16 protein-coding genes are annotated in these 16,158 nt (G+C 46.2%); 9 read left to right on the top strand and 7 right to left on the bottom strand.

Annotated elements, in window-relative coordinates:
• Positions 1–12 precede the first annotated feature (12 nt).
• Complete coding sequence (murD, locus tag PHE37_RS01465) at positions 13–1,236, bottom strand: UDP-N-acetylmuramoyl-L-alanine--D-glutamate ligase (RefSeq protein WP_299997372.1); 1,224 nt, start codon at positions 1,234–1,236, stop codon at positions 13–15.
• Entirely contained in the window at positions 1,236–2,294 is a 1,059-nt protein-coding gene (gene mraY, locus PHE37_RS01460; RefSeq protein ID WP_300008116.1) for a phospho-N-acetylmuramoyl-pentapeptide-transferase, read from the bottom strand. The genes murD and mraY overlap by 1 nt, the downstream gene beginning before the upstream one ends.
• A 92-nt stretch (positions 2,295–2,386) precedes the next feature.
• On the opposite strand from mraY, the gene gpmI reads away from it, so the two are divergent.
• From gpmI to accA, 5 genes are all read left to right on the top strand, one after another.
• Entirely contained in the window at positions 2,387–3,862 is a 1,476-nt protein-coding gene (gene gpmI, locus PHE37_RS01455) for a 2,3-bisphosphoglycerate-independent phosphoglycerate mutase (protein WP_300008114.1), read from the top strand.
• 86 nt (positions 3,863–3,948) lie between these two features.
• Positions 3,949–4,692: a 3-oxoacyl-ACP reductase FabG gene (fabG, locus tag PHE37_RS01450; RefSeq protein WP_299993556.1), complete on the top strand. Its 744-nt coding sequence runs from the start codon at positions 3,949–3,951 to the stop codon at positions 4,690–4,692.
• A gap of 82 nt (positions 4,693–4,774) precedes the next feature.
• A complete protein-coding gene (gene acpP / locus PHE37_RS01445; RefSeq protein ID WP_299929955.1) occupies positions 4,775–5,005 on the top strand; it encodes an acyl carrier protein in 231 nt (76 codons plus the stop codon).
• A gap of 108 nt (positions 5,006–5,113) precedes the next feature.
• Positions 5,114–6,331 (top strand): beta-ketoacyl-ACP synthase II, encoded by a 1,218-nt coding sequence (locus PHE37_RS01440; RefSeq protein WP_299993557.1) that lies wholly within the window; start codon positions 5,114–5,116, stop codon positions 6,329–6,331.
• A gap of 12 nt (positions 6,332–6,343) precedes the next feature.
• Complete coding sequence (gene accA / locus PHE37_RS01435) at positions 6,344–7,279, top strand: acetyl-CoA carboxylase carboxyl transferase subunit alpha (protein WP_299993558.1); 936 nt, start codon at positions 6,344–6,346, stop codon at positions 7,277–7,279.
• A gap of 40 nt (positions 7,280–7,319) precedes the next feature.
• Here the strand turns inward: accA and PHE37_RS01430 are convergent, their stop codons facing one another.
• From PHE37_RS01430 to PHE37_RS01410, 5 genes are all read right to left on the bottom strand, one after another.
• The gene (locus tag PHE37_RS01430) at positions 7,320–8,111 is read right to left on the bottom strand and encodes a 3'-5' exonuclease (RefSeq protein WP_299993559.1); all 792 of its coding nucleotides are present in this window, start codon (positions 8,109–8,111) and stop codon (positions 7,320–7,322) included.
• A complete protein-coding gene (locus PHE37_RS01425; protein ID WP_299993560.1) occupies positions 8,108–8,695 on the bottom strand; it encodes a phosphoribosylanthranilate isomerase in 588 nt (195 codons plus the stop codon). The genes PHE37_RS01430 and PHE37_RS01425 overlap by 4 nt, the downstream gene beginning before the upstream one ends.
• Positions 8,692–9,333: a ribulose-phosphate 3-epimerase gene (rpe, locus tag PHE37_RS01420; RefSeq protein WP_299993561.1), complete on the bottom strand. Its 642-nt coding sequence runs from the start codon at positions 9,331–9,333 to the stop codon at positions 8,692–8,694. Before rpe ends, PHE37_RS01425 begins: the two co-directional genes overlap by 4 nt.
• A gap of 78 nt (positions 9,334–9,411) precedes the next feature.
• Positions 9,412–10,806, bottom strand: coding sequence for a chemotaxis protein CheX (locus tag PHE37_RS01415; protein WP_299993562.1), 1,395 nt, complete (start codon positions 10,804–10,806; stop codon positions 9,412–9,414).
• Positions 10,790–11,599 (bottom strand): HDOD domain-containing protein, encoded by an 810-nt coding sequence (locus PHE37_RS01410; RefSeq protein WP_299993563.1) that lies wholly within the window; start codon positions 11,597–11,599, stop codon positions 10,790–10,792. The genes PHE37_RS01415 and PHE37_RS01410 overlap by 17 nt, the downstream gene beginning before the upstream one ends.
• A 181-nt stretch (positions 11,600–11,780) precedes the next feature.
• On the opposite strand from PHE37_RS01410, the gene rpmB reads away from it, so the two are divergent.
• From rpmB to lepA, 4 genes are all read left to right on the top strand, one after another.
• Positions 11,781–11,969, top strand: a complete 189-nt coding sequence (rpmB, locus tag PHE37_RS01405; RefSeq protein WP_013459236.1) for a 50S ribosomal protein L28 — start codon at positions 11,781–11,783, stop codon at positions 11,967–11,969.
• 153 nt (positions 11,970–12,122) lie between these two features.
• A complete protein-coding gene (argJ, locus tag PHE37_RS01400; RefSeq protein ID WP_299993564.1) occupies positions 12,123–13,310 on the top strand; it encodes a bifunctional glutamate N-acetyltransferase/amino-acid acetyltransferase ArgJ in 1,188 nt (395 codons plus the stop codon).
• Positions 13,311–13,438: 128 nt separating this feature from the next.
• Positions 13,439–14,368, top strand: a complete 930-nt coding sequence (locus tag PHE37_RS01395) for a ribose-phosphate pyrophosphokinase (RefSeq protein WP_299993565.1) — start codon at positions 13,439–13,441, stop codon at positions 14,366–14,368.
• Positions 14,368–16,158: a translation elongation factor 4 gene (lepA, locus tag PHE37_RS01390; RefSeq protein ID WP_299993566.1), complete on the top strand. Its 1,791-nt coding sequence runs from the start codon at positions 14,368–14,370 to the stop codon at positions 16,156–16,158. The genes PHE37_RS01395 and lepA overlap by 1 nt, the downstream gene beginning before the upstream one ends.

Raw genomic sequence — 16,158 nt, 5'->3', positions numbered from 1 at the left:
GGAAACTTAGCGTTAGCGTTGTGAATCGGGACAAGTTCCGATCGCGTATTGTTTAAATAGATTTCCGCGTTCGGCATAAGAGCTGAATTGATCCAAACTTGCAGCGGCAGGGGAGAGCATAGCGATACTATGTCGATTATGCTTTTTGCTGATTTGCTCTACGGCAACATCGAGAGTATTGCATAGGATACAGGGGATATTGTATTGCTTGCAGAGTGCTTCAAGACGGAGTGCATTCGAACCGATGGCATAGACGTCTACATCGTAACGTTTCAGCGGCGTGAAGAGTTCTTCGAGTTCTACCCCTTTATCATCTCCTCCTAAAACCAAATGGATCTTATGGTCGCTGTAGGTACGCAAAGCGGCGAGGGTCGCATCGATGTTGGTCGCTTTGGAGTCATTGACCCAAAGACGGTCACGAGAATCACGGAACTCTTCCTGACGGTGCGGATCGAGGATAAAGGCATTGATACGGTCATAATCACAGCGGTCATAAAGAATTTTATCGATCCCCATTGCGATCAGAGCATCCATTAAAAATGCCCCTTTAAATTTGATTTTACCGGTATCAAAACCGAAATACTCTGCCAAATCTTTTTCATTTTCGTAGATGATTTTGAATCCGTTGGTCGGGGCATCGGCAAACATTTTTGGGAGGATGATCACTTCTCCCTCTTTCATCATGCTAAGCGGTTTGAGCTTGGCATCATAATAGGCCTGCATACTTCCGTGCCAGCTGACATGATCAGGGGTCACAGGAAGAAGAGCATAGATGTTCGGACGGGCGATAGTATTGTAATGCATACTGAATGAGCTGGTCTCTAAAATCCAGATTGGGGCATCAGGGGACATGTCTGCAAGCGGAGTGCCGATATTTCCGCCGCTGATCGCCCCTTTATCGCTGAGCAGATGCTCTACCATTTGGGTTGTGGTCGTTTTGCCGTTGGTACCGCTGATCCAGATCGAAAACGGCATTTGGGGGGCAAAAAAATCATACTCGCTGATGAGGTGCGATGCCTGCTGAATGAGAGGATGAGACGGCGGAAATCCAGGTGATGGGATCTCATGGGTGAAGAGACGGGTGTCAAATTCACTGACGGGTTTGAGAGAATTTCCCTCGTCATCGGTAAAAGGTTTTGTCACTTTGTCATCGAAAAAAGTGCACGGACCTAAAAGTTTGGCAATTGCCCGGGTTGTTTTGCCGTATCCGAAACAGGCGATGTTGTGTTTTTCCATTATCGGATCTTCAAGGTAATGAGTGCAAAAATATTAGAGAGAAGCGAAATGATCCAGAAACGGACGATGATTTTGTTCTCTGCCCACTGTTTCATTTCAAAATGGTGATGGATCGGTGCCATTAAAAAGACCCTTTTTTTACGGAGTTTGTAACTGCCGACTTGTAAGATAACCGAGACGGTTTCGATAACGAAAATAAGGCCGATGAGGATCAGGAGCAGTTCACTTTTCCCGATAATCGCCATATACGCGATAAAAGCTCCGATTGTGAGAGAACCGCTGTCCCCCATAAATACTTGCGCCGGATGGCAGTTGAACCACAAAAATCCGATGAGTGATCCCGTCAATGCCGCAGCGATGACGACTACCTCTCCGGCAGGAATTTTCGGCATCAAAAGATAGTGTGCCAAGGCGGCGTTCCCGACGATATAGACGATAATGCTCAAAGAAAGGAGGGCAAAGATCGACGGTACGGTAGCCAGCCCGTCGAGTCCGTCGGTGAGGTTGACGGCATTGGAAGTCGCAATCATGACAAGGACCCAGAATGCGACACTGCCCCATCCCATATCAAAAAGGCTTGATTTGATAAACGGAACGTAAAAACCGGTATCCAATTTCGCGACGTAGATCAAAAATAGACCGATCGCAACACCGAAAATGATCTGCAAGAAAAGTTTTGCCCGTGCACTGAGCCCTGCGAGGTTGTTGGCACCGCGAATTTTGCCCCAGTCGTCGGTAAACCCGATGTAAGCATAAAAGATGAGGGTTAAAAGGCCGCCGATGACAAAAGGGTTCATCACATTGACGGTCAACAGGGAAGCGATTACGGTAGAGATGACAAAAACGATTCCCCCCATCGTCGGTGTTTTGGCTTTGCCTTGATGGGCGCTGACGTATTCGTTGATCGGCTGCACGCGTGCAGAGCGCTGTGCCCAAGCGATAAAGCGGGGCATAATAAAGAGAGTGAGGAGCAAACCGATGAAAAAAGCGATACCTGCACGGACCGTAATATACTGAAACAGATTAATACCAAGGGCCTTATGAAACCAATATAACATTCTATGAACTCTTTAAGATAAAATTTAAAAGCAATGCAAAAGTGACATTTTAATATAATCCCCCCAAAGTTTGTTTAATCAAAGGAGCCAATTTGAGCAAAAAAACTGTTTTGGTCATTACTGACGGTATCGGGTACTCGTCCAAACGTGAATATAATGCCTTCCATACAGCTCATAAGCCGACGTACGATCATTTGTTTCGTGAGGTTCCTCATTCTCTGATCGATACCTTCGGTTTGAGCGTCGGTCTTCCTGAAGGGCAGATGGGCAATTCCGAGGTGGGACATATGTCAATCGGCAGCGGAAGGGTATTGTATCAGGACTTGGTCAAAATCTCCCTTGCCCTCGAAGAAGGGACTTTTGCGGATAATGAGGTTTTTGCTTCATTGCTCACAACCAGCAAACGACTCCATTTGATTGCATTGTTAAGCGACGGGGGAGTCCACTCGCATATCGATCATTTGATCGGAGTAGCGGAGATCGCTGCGGAAGAAGGCAAAGAGGTGTGGCTGCATCTTATTACCGACGGACGGGATGTCGCTCCGAAATCGGCAAATCTCTTTTTGCATACATTAAATGCTCATGGATACCCTAATGTCAAAATCGGCTCGATTGGGGGCCGATTTTTCGGTATGGATCGTGATAACCGCTGGGAACGTGTCCAAAAAGGGTACGATGCCATCGTGTGCGCCACACCAAAAAGCGAACAAAGCGTTGCCGATTACGTCGAAAATGCGTATGCAGCCGGGGAGACGGATGAATTTATCACCCCTAGCGCATTCGAAGGATATGAAGGATTTAAAGAGGGAGATGCGGTTTTAACGCTCAATTTCCGAAGCGATCGGATGCGGGAGCTGACACATGCAATCGGAGATCCAAATTTCGACGGATTTAAACGTACTTTTATCCCGACCCATTTGGCAACGATGACGCAGTATGATAAAAACTTCCCGTATCCGGTTCTATTTCCCAAAGATGCACCGAAAAATACTCTGGCTGAAGTGATCAGCCGCGCAGGACTTCGACAGTTGCATACGGCGGAGACGGAAAAATACGCACACGTTACCTTTTTCTTCAACGGAGGTATCGAAGAGCCGTATGAAAACGAGACTCGGGTATTGATTCCGAGCCCGCAAGTCAAAACCTACGATATGAAACCCGAAATGAGTGCTCCGGAAGTGGGAGACGTCGTCGTCAAAGCGATGGATGAAGGGTATGATTTTGTTGTAGTAAACTTTGCCAACGGCGATATGGTAGGACATACCGGTAATTTCGAAGCGGCGGTCAAAGGGGTCGAAGCGGTCGATGAACAGTTGGGCCGAATTGTTGAAACGGCGAAACGAAACGGTTATGCAATGGTTCTGACCTCCGATCACGGCAACTGCGAAGAGATGCGTGATGATGCGGGGAATATGCTCACCAATCATACCGTAGGAAAAGTCTGGTGTTTCGTGATGGCGGATGGGGTCAATGAAGTTCACCCCGGCGCTCTTAACAACGTAGCGCCGACCGTCTTGAAACTGATGGGGTTAGAAATCCCCTCAGAAATGGATATGCCACTAATATAATCTTCGTCATCCTGAACTTGCTTCAGGATCTAAAAGATTGCGGATCAAGTCCGCAATGACAAAATTTAAAGTTAAGGAAATTGCGTATGAAATTCACAGGTAAAAACGTATTGGTAACAGGTTCAAGTCGGGGAATCGGTGCGGAAGTGGCAAAAGTATTGGCAAGCTATGGCTTGAAAGTTTGGATCAACTACCGCAGCGGAGCAGCAGCGGCGGATGCGGTAAAAGCCGAGATCGAAGCTGCCGGCGGCCAAGCGGCGGTTATCGGGTTCGACGTGAGTGACGAAGCGGCGTTTGTGGATGCGGTCAAAACGATTGTAGATGCGGACGGCGCACTTTCGTATTTGGTAAACAATGCAGGGATTACCAATGATAAATTGGCGCTGCGTATGAAAGCGGAAGAGTTTACGAGTGTACTGGATGCAAACTTGACGTCGGCATTTATCGGGTGCCGCGAAGCGATGAAAGCGATGCGCAAACAAAAATTCGGAAGCATCGTCAATATGGCTTCCATCGTCGGTGAAACCGGTAATGCGGGACAAACCAATTATGCGGCAAGCAAGGGCGGTATGATCGCTATGACCAAAAGCTTTGCAATCGAAGCGGCTACGAGCGGTATCCGGTATAACTGTATTACTCCGGGCTTTATCGCGACCGATATGACCGATGAACTCAAAGAGGAAGTTAAAGCCTCATTTACATCGAAAATTCCGATGGCACGTTTTGGAGAAGCTAAAGAAGTCGCTGAAGCAACGGCATTTTTATTGAGCGATCATGCCAGCTATATCACCGGTGAGACGCTAAAAGTAAACGGCGGAATGTTCATGTAACAGACCCTTAAAGGGAAAACTTTCCCTCTTAAGTAAAATATGTTATAATTTCGCGATTTTATTCATAGGAACAGGAGCTATTATGGCACTTTTGGAAGATATTAAAGAAGTAGTGGTTGAGCAATTGAGCGTTAACCCGGACGAAGTTAAAGAGGATTCTAAATTCGTAGAAGATCTTGGTGCAGATAGCCTTGATGTTGTTGAATTGGTAATGGCTCTTGAAGAAAAATTCGATATCGAAATCCCTGATGACGAAGCGGAAAAAATCCAAACTGTTCAAGATGTAATCAACTACATCCAAAGCAAAAACTAAAAACCCTTATCGAGGCTTCACCTCGATAAATCCTAAAATCTATATTATGGTCTAAGAGATTGGCTTAACGGAGCCAAAGTTTCAGACCATCCACCATCAGGAGAGAATGTGAAAAGAGTAGTAGTAACCGGAATGGGAATGATCAATGCCCTTGGTCATGATAAAGAGAGCTCATTCAAAGCGATTTGTGCAGGCGAGTGCGGGATCGATACGATCACGATCTTCGATGCTTCGACACAAAGTGCACAAATTGCCGGAGAGGTGAAAAATTTCGATCCTGAGACCGTTATGGATGCCCGTGAGGTTAAAAAAGCGGACCGATTTATCCATCTTGGAATAAAAGCGGCACAAGAAGCCATGGCAGATGCCAATTTTCCTGAGGATTTTGATAAAGAGCGCTTCGGTATCGATGCAGCTGCCGGGATCGGAGGACTTCCGTCAATTGAGCGAAGTTCAATCATTCTGGAAACCAAAGGTGCACGCCGTATCTCTCCTTTCTTTATTCCGGGGGCATTGGTCAATATGCTCGGCGGATTTATTTCGATCGATCACGGTTTGCAAGGACCGAATCTCTCAGCCGTAACAGCATGTGCGGCAGGGACCCATGCAATCAGCGAAGCGGCAAAAACGATCATGATCGGCGGTGCGGATCAAATGCTCGTTGTCGCGGCTGAATCGGCGATTACCGGTGTCGGTATCGGCGGATTTGCATCGATGAAAGCACTCAGTACCCGAAATGATGATCCAAAACACGCATCACGTCCGTTTGATGCAGACCGCGACGGGTTTGTTATGGGTGAGGGTGCTGCGGCATTGGTACTCGAAGAGTATGATGCAGCGGTTGCTCGCGGGGCACGTATTTACGCAGAGCTTATCGGTTTCGGTGAGAGCGGTGATGCAAACCATATTACGACTCCAAGTCTTGAAGGGCCGCTTCGTGCAATGAAAGCGGCACTTAGAATGGCAGGAAATCCGAAAGTCGATTACGTCAACGCACACGGAACGAGTACCCCTACGAATGATAAAAATGAGACGGCAGCACTCAAAATTGCATTCGGCTCTAAAGAGAACTGTCCTCCGGTAAGCTCGACAAAAGGTCAAACAGGACATTGTCTCGGAGCAGCGGGCGGTATCGAAGCCGTTATCAGTATCATGGCAATGCGTGACGGTATTATCCCTCCGACCATTAATTACGTGACACCGGATGAAAACTGCGATTTGGATATTGTCCCTAATGCAGCACGTAAAGCGGAATTGAATATCGTTATGTCTAACTCATTTGGATTTGGCGGCACCAACGGTGTCGTTATTTTCAAAAAAATATAAGAGGGCAAGCCGTTGGCTACCTATTTAGATTTCGAGCAGAATATTCGCCAAATCCAAGAGGAGATCATAGCAGCCGAAGTGCGCTACGATCACCATGCAGTAGAAATCCTCAAGCAGAATTTGGACAAAGAGGTTCATAAAACCTATACGAATCTCTCTCCTTACCAAGAACTTCAGCTTGCACGTCACCAAGACCGTCCGTACGCGCTTGATTACATCAATCTTTTATTAGATAAAAAATATGAGATTCACGGTGATCGCCATTTCCGAGACGACCTCTCTATCATCTGTTATATCGGTACTATCGGTGATGAACGTGTTATGGTTATCGGTGAGCAAAAAGGGCGAGGAACTAAAAACAAGCTCAAACGCAATTTCGGTATGCCTCATCCTGAAGGGTATCGCAAAGCCCTTCGTGCCGCAAAAATGGCAGAGAAGTTTAATCTTCCGCTTTTAATGCTGATCGACACTCCGGGCGCCTATCCGGGACTTGGTGCAGAAGAGCGTAATCAAAGTGAAGCGATTGCCCGCAATCTTCTCGAACTCTCAAACCTTAATACCATTACGGTTTCAGTCGTTATCGGCGAGGGGGGAAGCGGAGGTGCGCTTGCTATCGGTGTAGCCGATCGTCTTGCAATGATGCGTTATTCGGTATTTAGCGTTATCTCTCCTGAGGGATGTTCGGCTATTTTGTGGAACGATCCTGCCAAAGTTGAAGCGGCAACCAATGCGCTTAAAATCACCAGTGCCGATTTAAAAGAACTTGATCTGATCGATGACATTATCGATGAGCCTCTTATCGGTGCACATCGTGACAAAGAGGGTGCCGTTGCTGCCCTCAAAAACTATTTTTTAGGAGAGATCACGACTCTCCGCGCACTTAGCGATGAGGAACGTCTTGAAAAACGTTACAGTCGACTTGTCGGTATGGGGCGCTATACCGAATAAACGTTTGTAAACGCTATCGGAAGAAGGTTCCGATAGACTCTTATTCTTCTTCTGTTTCCGTACATTCTTCTTTTTTTACTTTTGAACGTTTAAGGCGTTTGGCCTCTTTGGAAAACGCAATTAACTCTTCTGTATTTTTAATGTTTTTAGGGATAAGGACGAGTGTTCGTTTGAGAAGCTTTGCTGTTGTCATGGCATCGGAAAGGGCACGATGGTGTGTTGCATCTTTATAGAGTTCAAGTTGATCATTAAGATAGGCCAAGCCGTAACGCTCACTTTCGATCGTCCGCTCCGCTAAATCGATAGTGCATAATGAACGGTTTAGGAGCTTATCAAGTCCGACACGTTCCATCATCGCGGATACGAAGGTATAATCAAATTTTGCGGCATGCCCTACAAATACGGCATCTCCGAGAAAGAGACGGAACTCCTGCATTACTTGTTTTAGAGGACGTGCATGCAGCGTCTGTTCTACGCTGATCCCGGTGATCCCCTGTATGAGAGAAGGGATTTCGGTGCAATAGACCAAACTCTCATAGGTATCGATGATATGTCCATTTTGGAGTTTTACCGCACCGATCTCGATGATCTGATGATGAGAAGGTTTCGAGCCGTTGGTTTCGATATCGACGATACAAAAGAGGGTATCATCCACAGAGCTTACGGCCGTTGCAAAGCGATAGTGATTATTGCTCAATACGAGATTCATTCCGCGAGCCGCAAGAAGTTCAAGGGAAAGTTCGGGAGGGTAAGGAAGGGAGGACTCGAATTCCTCTTTTAAAATCCCGTTTTTGGAAAGGCGATTGATTGTTTTCGGATCAAAATCCTTCATGATTTTGCCTGTTGTATAAACGCGCTGACTTTTTCGTGATCTTTGAGTCCGTGGCTTTTTTCTACACCGCTGCTGACATCGACGCCGTAGAAGCCGTACGTTTTAAGAGTGCCGACATTATGGGGATCAAGTCCTCCTGCGAGGATGATTTTAGAACAATCGACATTCTCGAACCATTCGATGTTAAGACGTTTGCCGCTTCCGCCGTATCCTTCGCAATAGGCATCGATAAGGCGATATTCATCCGGATAGAGGAGAACATCTTGGGGTGCTTTGGCACGGATGACACGCAAAGAGGGGAAATCTAACTCGGAGAAAAAATCATCACTGACATCGAAATGGATTTGTGCAAGGGTAGATCCGGTTTCACGACAGATGGAACGGATCGTCTCTGGTGTTTCGTTAACGAAAAGGGCCACTTTTTCGATGAATGGAGGGAGTTTTGAAATAATCGATTTTGCATTTTCGGGGGAAATATAGCGGGGAGATTCAGGGTAAAAAACAAACCCCAAAGCGTCCGCCCCTGATGCGATTGCATTCATAGCATCATCAAGATTGGTAATCCCGCAGATTTTGACTCTCATACTTTTAGGCTGTCAATCGCGGTTTTATAATCCGCTGCTCCGAAAACATAACTTCCCGCAACACAGATATCTACTCCTGCATCTTTGAGCATTTCGATATTGGAGCTTCCGACCCCTCCGTCGATTTCAATAAGACAGTTCGGATTGATACGGTCGCGCAGGTCTTTCAGACGACGGATTTTTTCAACAACGGTCGGGATGAATTTCTGTCCTCCGAATCCCGGATTAACCGACATGACCAATACCATATCCAAATCGCCTAAGAGATATTCGATCGCTTCGGCAGGGGTATGAGGGTTTAATACAATGGCAGGTTTGATCCCGAGGGAGCGGATATACTGGATCAGACGATGAGGATTTTTTTCCTCTTCGATATGAAACGAAATATATTCAGGTTTCAAAGGGGCAAACAAATCGACAAAAAAGGTATTGTTTTCCACCATGAGGTGGATATCGAGCGGTTTGGTTGCCGCTTTTGCGATGGCACTGACAACGACAGGCCCGATGGTGAGATTGGGAACGAAGTGCCCGTCCATCACATCAACGTGTACCAAGTCACACCCTGCGTCACAGATGGCACGTACATCACGCGCTAAATTTCCAAAATCGGCAGAGAGGACACTAGGAGCAACGAGCATGGGTTATACCTTGAGTAAATATTTTCGATATTTTAGCGAAAAAGATTTGTAGATAGCTTTGTCGTTTCAGATACGTTTTTAACGTGTCAAAAAGAAGATAAAACTACTTCCCTCAAAGACCAAGTTGACTTGAACCCCTTTTTTATTCTGTGCCATTTCCATCAAGGATGCGACATCATGATAGGTACGCGGAAGGGTGATATCAACATGATGTTTTTTCTCTCCCAAAAGGGACTTGGCACGTCCTCCGATAATATTGACAAACTCGGCCAGAGAGTCCAAAATCGCCTCCTCGTCTTCGGTTGCTTCACCGATGAGAAGTTCACAGGCTTTTTTTGCGATATCTTTCGGAAAGACAAGGATAATCATTCCGTCTAAATCGCCGTAAAACCCGATGGAACTGGCAAATTGGTTTTGGGTGTTTTTGACCTCTAAGGTTTGAACGTTCATCGACTCTTTGGAAGCTTTGGCATTGGTCATCATGGCGATGGTAGAGACGGTGGCATCGATAAAGTGGGGGAGCTCGTTTACCAGCGCTTTATTAAGGGTGCGAACCTGTTTGGATGCAGCTGCACTGCTTCCGCCGAGCTCTTGAAGGAGCTCTTTGTTTTTGAGAATATCATCCATATTGTCAAAAAAGAGGATTCCGGCATCTTCAAGATCGTTTTTGAAACTGACCGGGGTTTTTTCGAAGGTTAAGCCCACAAAACAGATCGTTGCGTTGTACTCTGCGGCAGAAGAGGCGAGTTTTGTGAAAAAATTCAGCGCATGGACATTCATCGAAACGACTTTATAGGCATCGAAGATAAAGAGACGGAATCCGACGTTCAGGGAGTTGTTATGGTATGCGATATTAAAAGTATTTCCGATTTCGGCATCCAAAAAATTGGCAATCGTATAAATAATGGCATTGCCGGTAACACGTGTGGCAATTTTTTGACCGAAAAGCCCGAGATACGTATCTTCGATAATGGCATAGTAAAGATCAGGGCTCTTTTTCTTTTCGTCAAATTCTTTTTTGCTTTGGGCAATGATGGGATTGTGTCCGTAATCGAACAATTCGATTGCCATGGCAGAGCGTTGCGAAGGGTCATCGTTATAGAGCAAAACCGTCCGAGATTCACTTTTATTGGTCGGAGCGAAAAGCTCGGCAATTTTTTCGGTCAGGAAGAGAGAGAAATTCAGACTGCCCCCGTAAAAACTGTTGATTGTCGTAAATTTTTTATGGTCATAATCGCATAGGCCGACGGCTATATGTTTCTGAGTTCGAATGGATAAAAGAAGTTTGATAAAAACGTCTAACCCGTTTTTATTGAAAAAAATCACCTTTTTGAGTGATACCAAAAGCATATCGACATTAAGTGCTTCGGTGGCTTTAATATCTTCGATTGTTAGATATGCAGGTGCATTATTTCCATCCAAAAACCCTTGTGGGCTGAAAACGGCGACGCGCCCTTTAACTGTTGCTCTCATCGTTCCCCACCACTTGCATAAAAGATTCATAAATATCTTGGACAAACTCGATTTGAAAATCGATAAATTCGTTTACCCCTGCACTGACGTAAACGCTTTGTGACAGTTCATAAAAGAGCAATAAGTGCATCCATTGTCCTAAAATTTTTGTTTCACCGGTTATAGAGGTATTGGTTCCGGAGGAAGCCAAAACGATATCGGATACATTTGAGGGAATTTCCCATTTTTCGGCAATTTGTGCACACAAATCAAATAAGGTGCTTCCGGTAAGACGCTGAAGGATCGTGTTGTAATCCAATGCTTTGACACTCCGCAGCTGTTTGACTTCGTCCAGATGGTCTTTGAAAAGGGCATCGCAGACAATAATACTGGCAGGCAGCAGCGTTATGGCACTCTCATTATCACGGCTGTGAAGCCCCAAATGGTTCAAAATTCGTTCCCATTTGCGTCCGAGAGAAGCTTGTAAATCATAGAACGCATGACTGGAAAGGGCAAACAGGGACCACTCTTTGGGTGCCAATAAGTTCATGAGGTAGCTGTAGAGGATTTGCTGTGCCGTAGCCGTCCCTAAAATCCCGAAAATTTGGGCTATATCTGTCACTTCGTTTCGAAAACTGTAGATAGGGCGATTGACGAGGGTACGAAGATACAGTTTTAGTGCCGGATCATCTTCGGCACATTTTGCCGCTTTGGGCAAATCACCGGCACGTACATACATCAAAGCCTGACGCACAACTTCAGGGGTAGGAGGAATAGTTTGGATATAAAGGGTGATTTGTTCAGGGGTGATCACGTATCAGGGCATCCGATCTTATTTAATAAAGTTGTCTATATTGTAATGGCGTATAGATTAAAGGCGCCTTTAAGTAGAGGAAGAAGAAAAGGGAAAGATGGAGTTTTATCCATCCCTTAAGGTAAACTTTGGGTTGGTTGAGATAAAATTCGCAACCTAAATTTACGCAAGGAGCCTCAAAATGGCAAGAAAATGTGCTATTAGCGGTAAAGGCCCAATGAGCGGGAACAACGTTTCTCATGCGAAAAATAGAACTAAGCGCCGTTTTTTACCAAATCTTCGCACTGTTCGTGTAACACTCGAAGACGGTACAACTAAAAAACTTAAAATCGCTGCTTCTGAGCTTCGCACTCTTAAAAAAGATTCGTAACCTCCCGCGTGGAGTCCCACGCATTTTGGGAGTTTACTCCCACTTTCACTTTTCATAAAACTTCCCTTTATTACATTTTAAAAACACAGTTTTAACCTTGAGCTAGGTTATAATATTACTATTATTTAAATATCCTTTCAGGAGCATATAAACATGTATACTATTAATCGTATTGACGGCGGTGTTTGCGCTGCAGAGGGGTTTTTTGCCGATGGAATCCATATCGGTTTAAAAAAAGAGGGGGCGTATGATTTGGCCTTTATCTATTCCGAGACTCCTTGCGCGATTGCTTCGGTTTTCACCACCAATAAAATGACAGCGGCACCGATTCGCCATTTCCGTGCGAAAGGTGAATTCGAGGGAAATTTTGTCCTTATCAACGCAAAAAATGCCAATGCGATGACGGGGCGCGCCGGAATCGATGATATCGATGAAGTTTTGAGTGCCGTCCAGAAGCAATTTCCACAGATCCAAAACCCCGTTATGAGTTCGACGGGGGTCATCGGAGTGCGTTTGCCGAAAGCCAAAATCATCGAGGGGGCTAAAACCCTTGATTTAACTCGACGGGAAGGGATTCGTGCATCGGAAGCGATTATGACGACCGATACGTTTGCCAAACGTATTGCGTATGAGATTGTTTTGGAAAACGGGCAGTCGTTTCGAATCGGCGCTATGGCAAAGGGTGCCGGAATGATTAATCCGGCGATGGCCACTATGCTCTGTTTTATTACGACCGATGCGTCAGCGGATAAAGCGACGATGCAGGCGATCCTCGATGAATGTGTCCACACGACGTTTAATGCGGCGAGTGTGGATGGGGATACATCGACAAACGATACGGTATTGGTTATGTCAAACGGCAAAAGCGGAGCATTTCATGCGGCTGCTTTTAAAGAAGCATTGGAGTCGATGATGCTCTTTTTAGCAAAAGAGATGGTTCGTGACGGTGAAGGGGCGACGAAACTTGTAACGTATAAAGTGACCGGAGCGATCAATGCCCATGAAGCGGAGATAGCGGCAAAAGCGCTTTCAAATTCATTGTTGGTCAAAACGGCATTGTTCGGGCAAGACCCGAACTGGGGACGTATCGCATCTACGGTGGGTGCAAGCGGCATTATGTGCGATGAAGCCTTTTTGAGCATCTGGTTTGATGATGTATGCGTTTATAAAAAAGGGGAACTTCTTTTTAACGAAGAACTTGAACCGGTTGCGGCTGCGGTTATGCAAAAAAGCGCCTTTACGATCCACTGCGATATCGGGCTTCAAGACGGCGAATTTATTGCCTACGGATGTGATTTGGGGCACGAATACGTCAAAATTAACGCGGATTATCGCACGTAAGTTTTTTTAACCGGGTTCTCTTCAGCAGAGGGCTCAGCGCACCTGTGTGCTTTTTTTCTCTTTGTATTAGCATCTACTAAGTGAGCTGTTGCTATAATCGCGATAATTTATAGGCAACAGGAAGACCCATGCGCGGATATAAAATTTTCAGCGGTTCAGCATGTACCGAGTTTGCGGCGGAAGTGTGCAGAACCCTCGATGTTCCCCTCTCCAAAGCTTCAGTTAAACGTTTCAGTGACGGAGAGATTAACGTTCAAATCTCCGAAAGTGTTCGCGGACGCGATGTATTTATTATCCAAAGTACGGGTGCTCCTTCGAATGACAACTTGATGGAATTGCTGATTATGACCGATGCACTTCGTCGTTCATCTGCAAGTTCTATTACGGCAGTCGTCCCGTATTTCGGGTATGCGCGACAAGACCGTAAAGCGGCTCCCCGTGTTCCTATTACCGCAAAATTGGTTGCCGATATGTTCGAAACTGCTGGGATTGACCGTGTCGTAACGATCGATTTGCATGCGGGTCAGATCCAAGGTTTCTTTGATATTCCTGTTGATAATCTTTATGGTGCGATTATTTTTGAAGAGTATATTCGCTCTAAAAACCTTGCCAATCCTGTAATTGCTTCACCGGATATCGGTGGTGTAACACGTGCCCGTTATTTTGCCGAAAAATTGGGTCTGGACATGGTTATCGTCGATAAACGCCGTGAAAAAGCGAACGAATCGGAAGTCATGAACATCATCGGTGATGTTGCCGGTAAAGATATCATTATGATCGATGATATGGTTGATACTGCAGGCACAATGGTTAAAGCTGCAGCAGCCCTCAAAAAACGCGGAGCGACATCGGTTATGGCGTGTGCGACACACGGCGTCCTTAGTGGAAAAGCATATGAAAATCTTAACAGCGGTGAACTGGATGAGTTGGTCATCTCGAATACCTTGGTATTGAACGGTCAAAGCGATAAAATTAAGGTTTTGAGTGTTGCTCCGCTGTTTGCCGAAGTGATTCGCCGCGTTTATCATAATGAAAGTGTCAACAGTCTTTTCAGCTAATGGATAATATTCGCAACTTCTCAATCATCGCCCATATCGACCATGGGAAAAGTACGTTGGCCGATCGTATCATCCAAGAGTGCGGGGCGGTCAGTGACCGTGAACTGACCAAACAAATGATGGATACAATGGATATCGAGCAAGAACGTGGGATCACGATCAAAGCGCAAAGTGTCCGTCTCGATTATGTCAAAGACGGTAAACACTATATTCTCAATCTAATCGACACTCCGGGCCATGTTGACTTCAGCTACGAAGTCTCCAAATCACTCGCGTCCAGTGACGGTGCATTATTGATCGTTGATGCGGCGCAGGGTGTCGAGGCACAAACGATTGCCAATGTCTATATGGCAATGGAAAACAACCTTACCCTTATTCCCGTGATTAACAAAATCGACCTCCCCGCCGCTGAACCGGAACGGGTCGCCGAAGAGATTGAAACGACGATCGGGATCGATGCGACCGATGCGGTGATGATTTCGGCAAAAACCGGTGTCGGTATTCGGACGCTAATCGATGCGATCGTCGATCGTATCCCCCCTCCTAAAGGAGATCCGGAAGCGACGACCAAAGCGATCATTTATGATTCATGGTTTGATTCGTATCAAGGTGCAATGGCACTCGTGCGGGTATTCGACGGTGAGATTAAGACGGGACAGATGGTCAAGCTGATGCATAACAATGAAAACCATCAAGTCCTTGAGCTCTTATATCCTCATCCGCTGCGTCGTCAGAAAACGCAGGCGATTAAAGCCGGAGAGATCGGAATCGTGGTTTTGGGCGTTAAAGAAGTCGGCTCTATCCGTGTCGGCGATACGATCACCGATGCGCGCAATCCGGCAAAAGAACCGGTAGGCGAATACGCTCCGGCAAAACCGTTCGTATTTGCGGGGATCTATCCGATCGATACCGATGAGTTTGAATCGGTGCGGGATGCACTCGATAAACTCAAACTCAATGACAGTTCACTTAGCTATGAGCCGGAAACCTCGATCGCACTTGGATTCGGGTTCCGTGTCGGGTTTTTGGGGATGCTTCACATGGAAGTGGTCAAAGAACGGTTGGAGAGAGAGTTTAATCTCGATCTGATCGCAACGGCTCCCTCGGTTGTGTATAAAGTGTATAAAACCGATGGCAGCATGGTGGAAGTTCAGAACCCGAGCGAACTCCCTGAACCACAGAATATTGAGCGTATCGAAGAACCCTACGTCCGTGCGACAGTCATCGTCCCGACCGATTATTTGGGGAATATCATCACTCTCCTGACCGCGAAGCGTGGGATGCAGGAGAAAATGGAGTATCTCAACGAGACACGGGTTATGCTCATTTATGTCATGCCGATGAACGAGATCGTCGTCGATTTCTATGATAAACTCAAATCAACCTCGAAAGGGTACGCGAGTTTCGACTATGATCCGATCGAATTCCGTCAGGGTGATCTGGTCAAACTCGATGTCCGCGTAGCCGGAGACGTCGTCGATGCTCTGAGCGTCATCGTCCCTCGCGTGAGTGCGGAATCTCGCGGTCGGGCACTCGTTACCAATATGAAAGAGATCGTTCCGCGTCAGCTTTTCGAAGTGGCGATCCAGGCCTCTATCGGAAACCGCGTTATCGCCCGTGAAACGGTCAAATCGATGGGGAAAAACGTAACCGCCAAATGTTACGGCGGGGACATCTCCCGTAAACGTAAACTCCTCGATAAACAAAAAGAGGGTAAGAAACGGATGAAAGCGATCGGGAAGGTTCAGCTTCCCCAAGAGGCGTTCATGTCCGTCCTCAAAATGGATTGA

It is taken from the genome of Sulfuricurvum sp. (assembly GCF_028681615.1).
Taxonomy (GTDB): Bacteria; Campylobacterota; Campylobacteria; order Campylobacterales; family Sulfurimonadaceae; genus Sulfuricurvum.
Note: the sequence above shows the minus strand (reverse complement) of the source record. Positions and strands in the feature narration are given on the sequence as shown.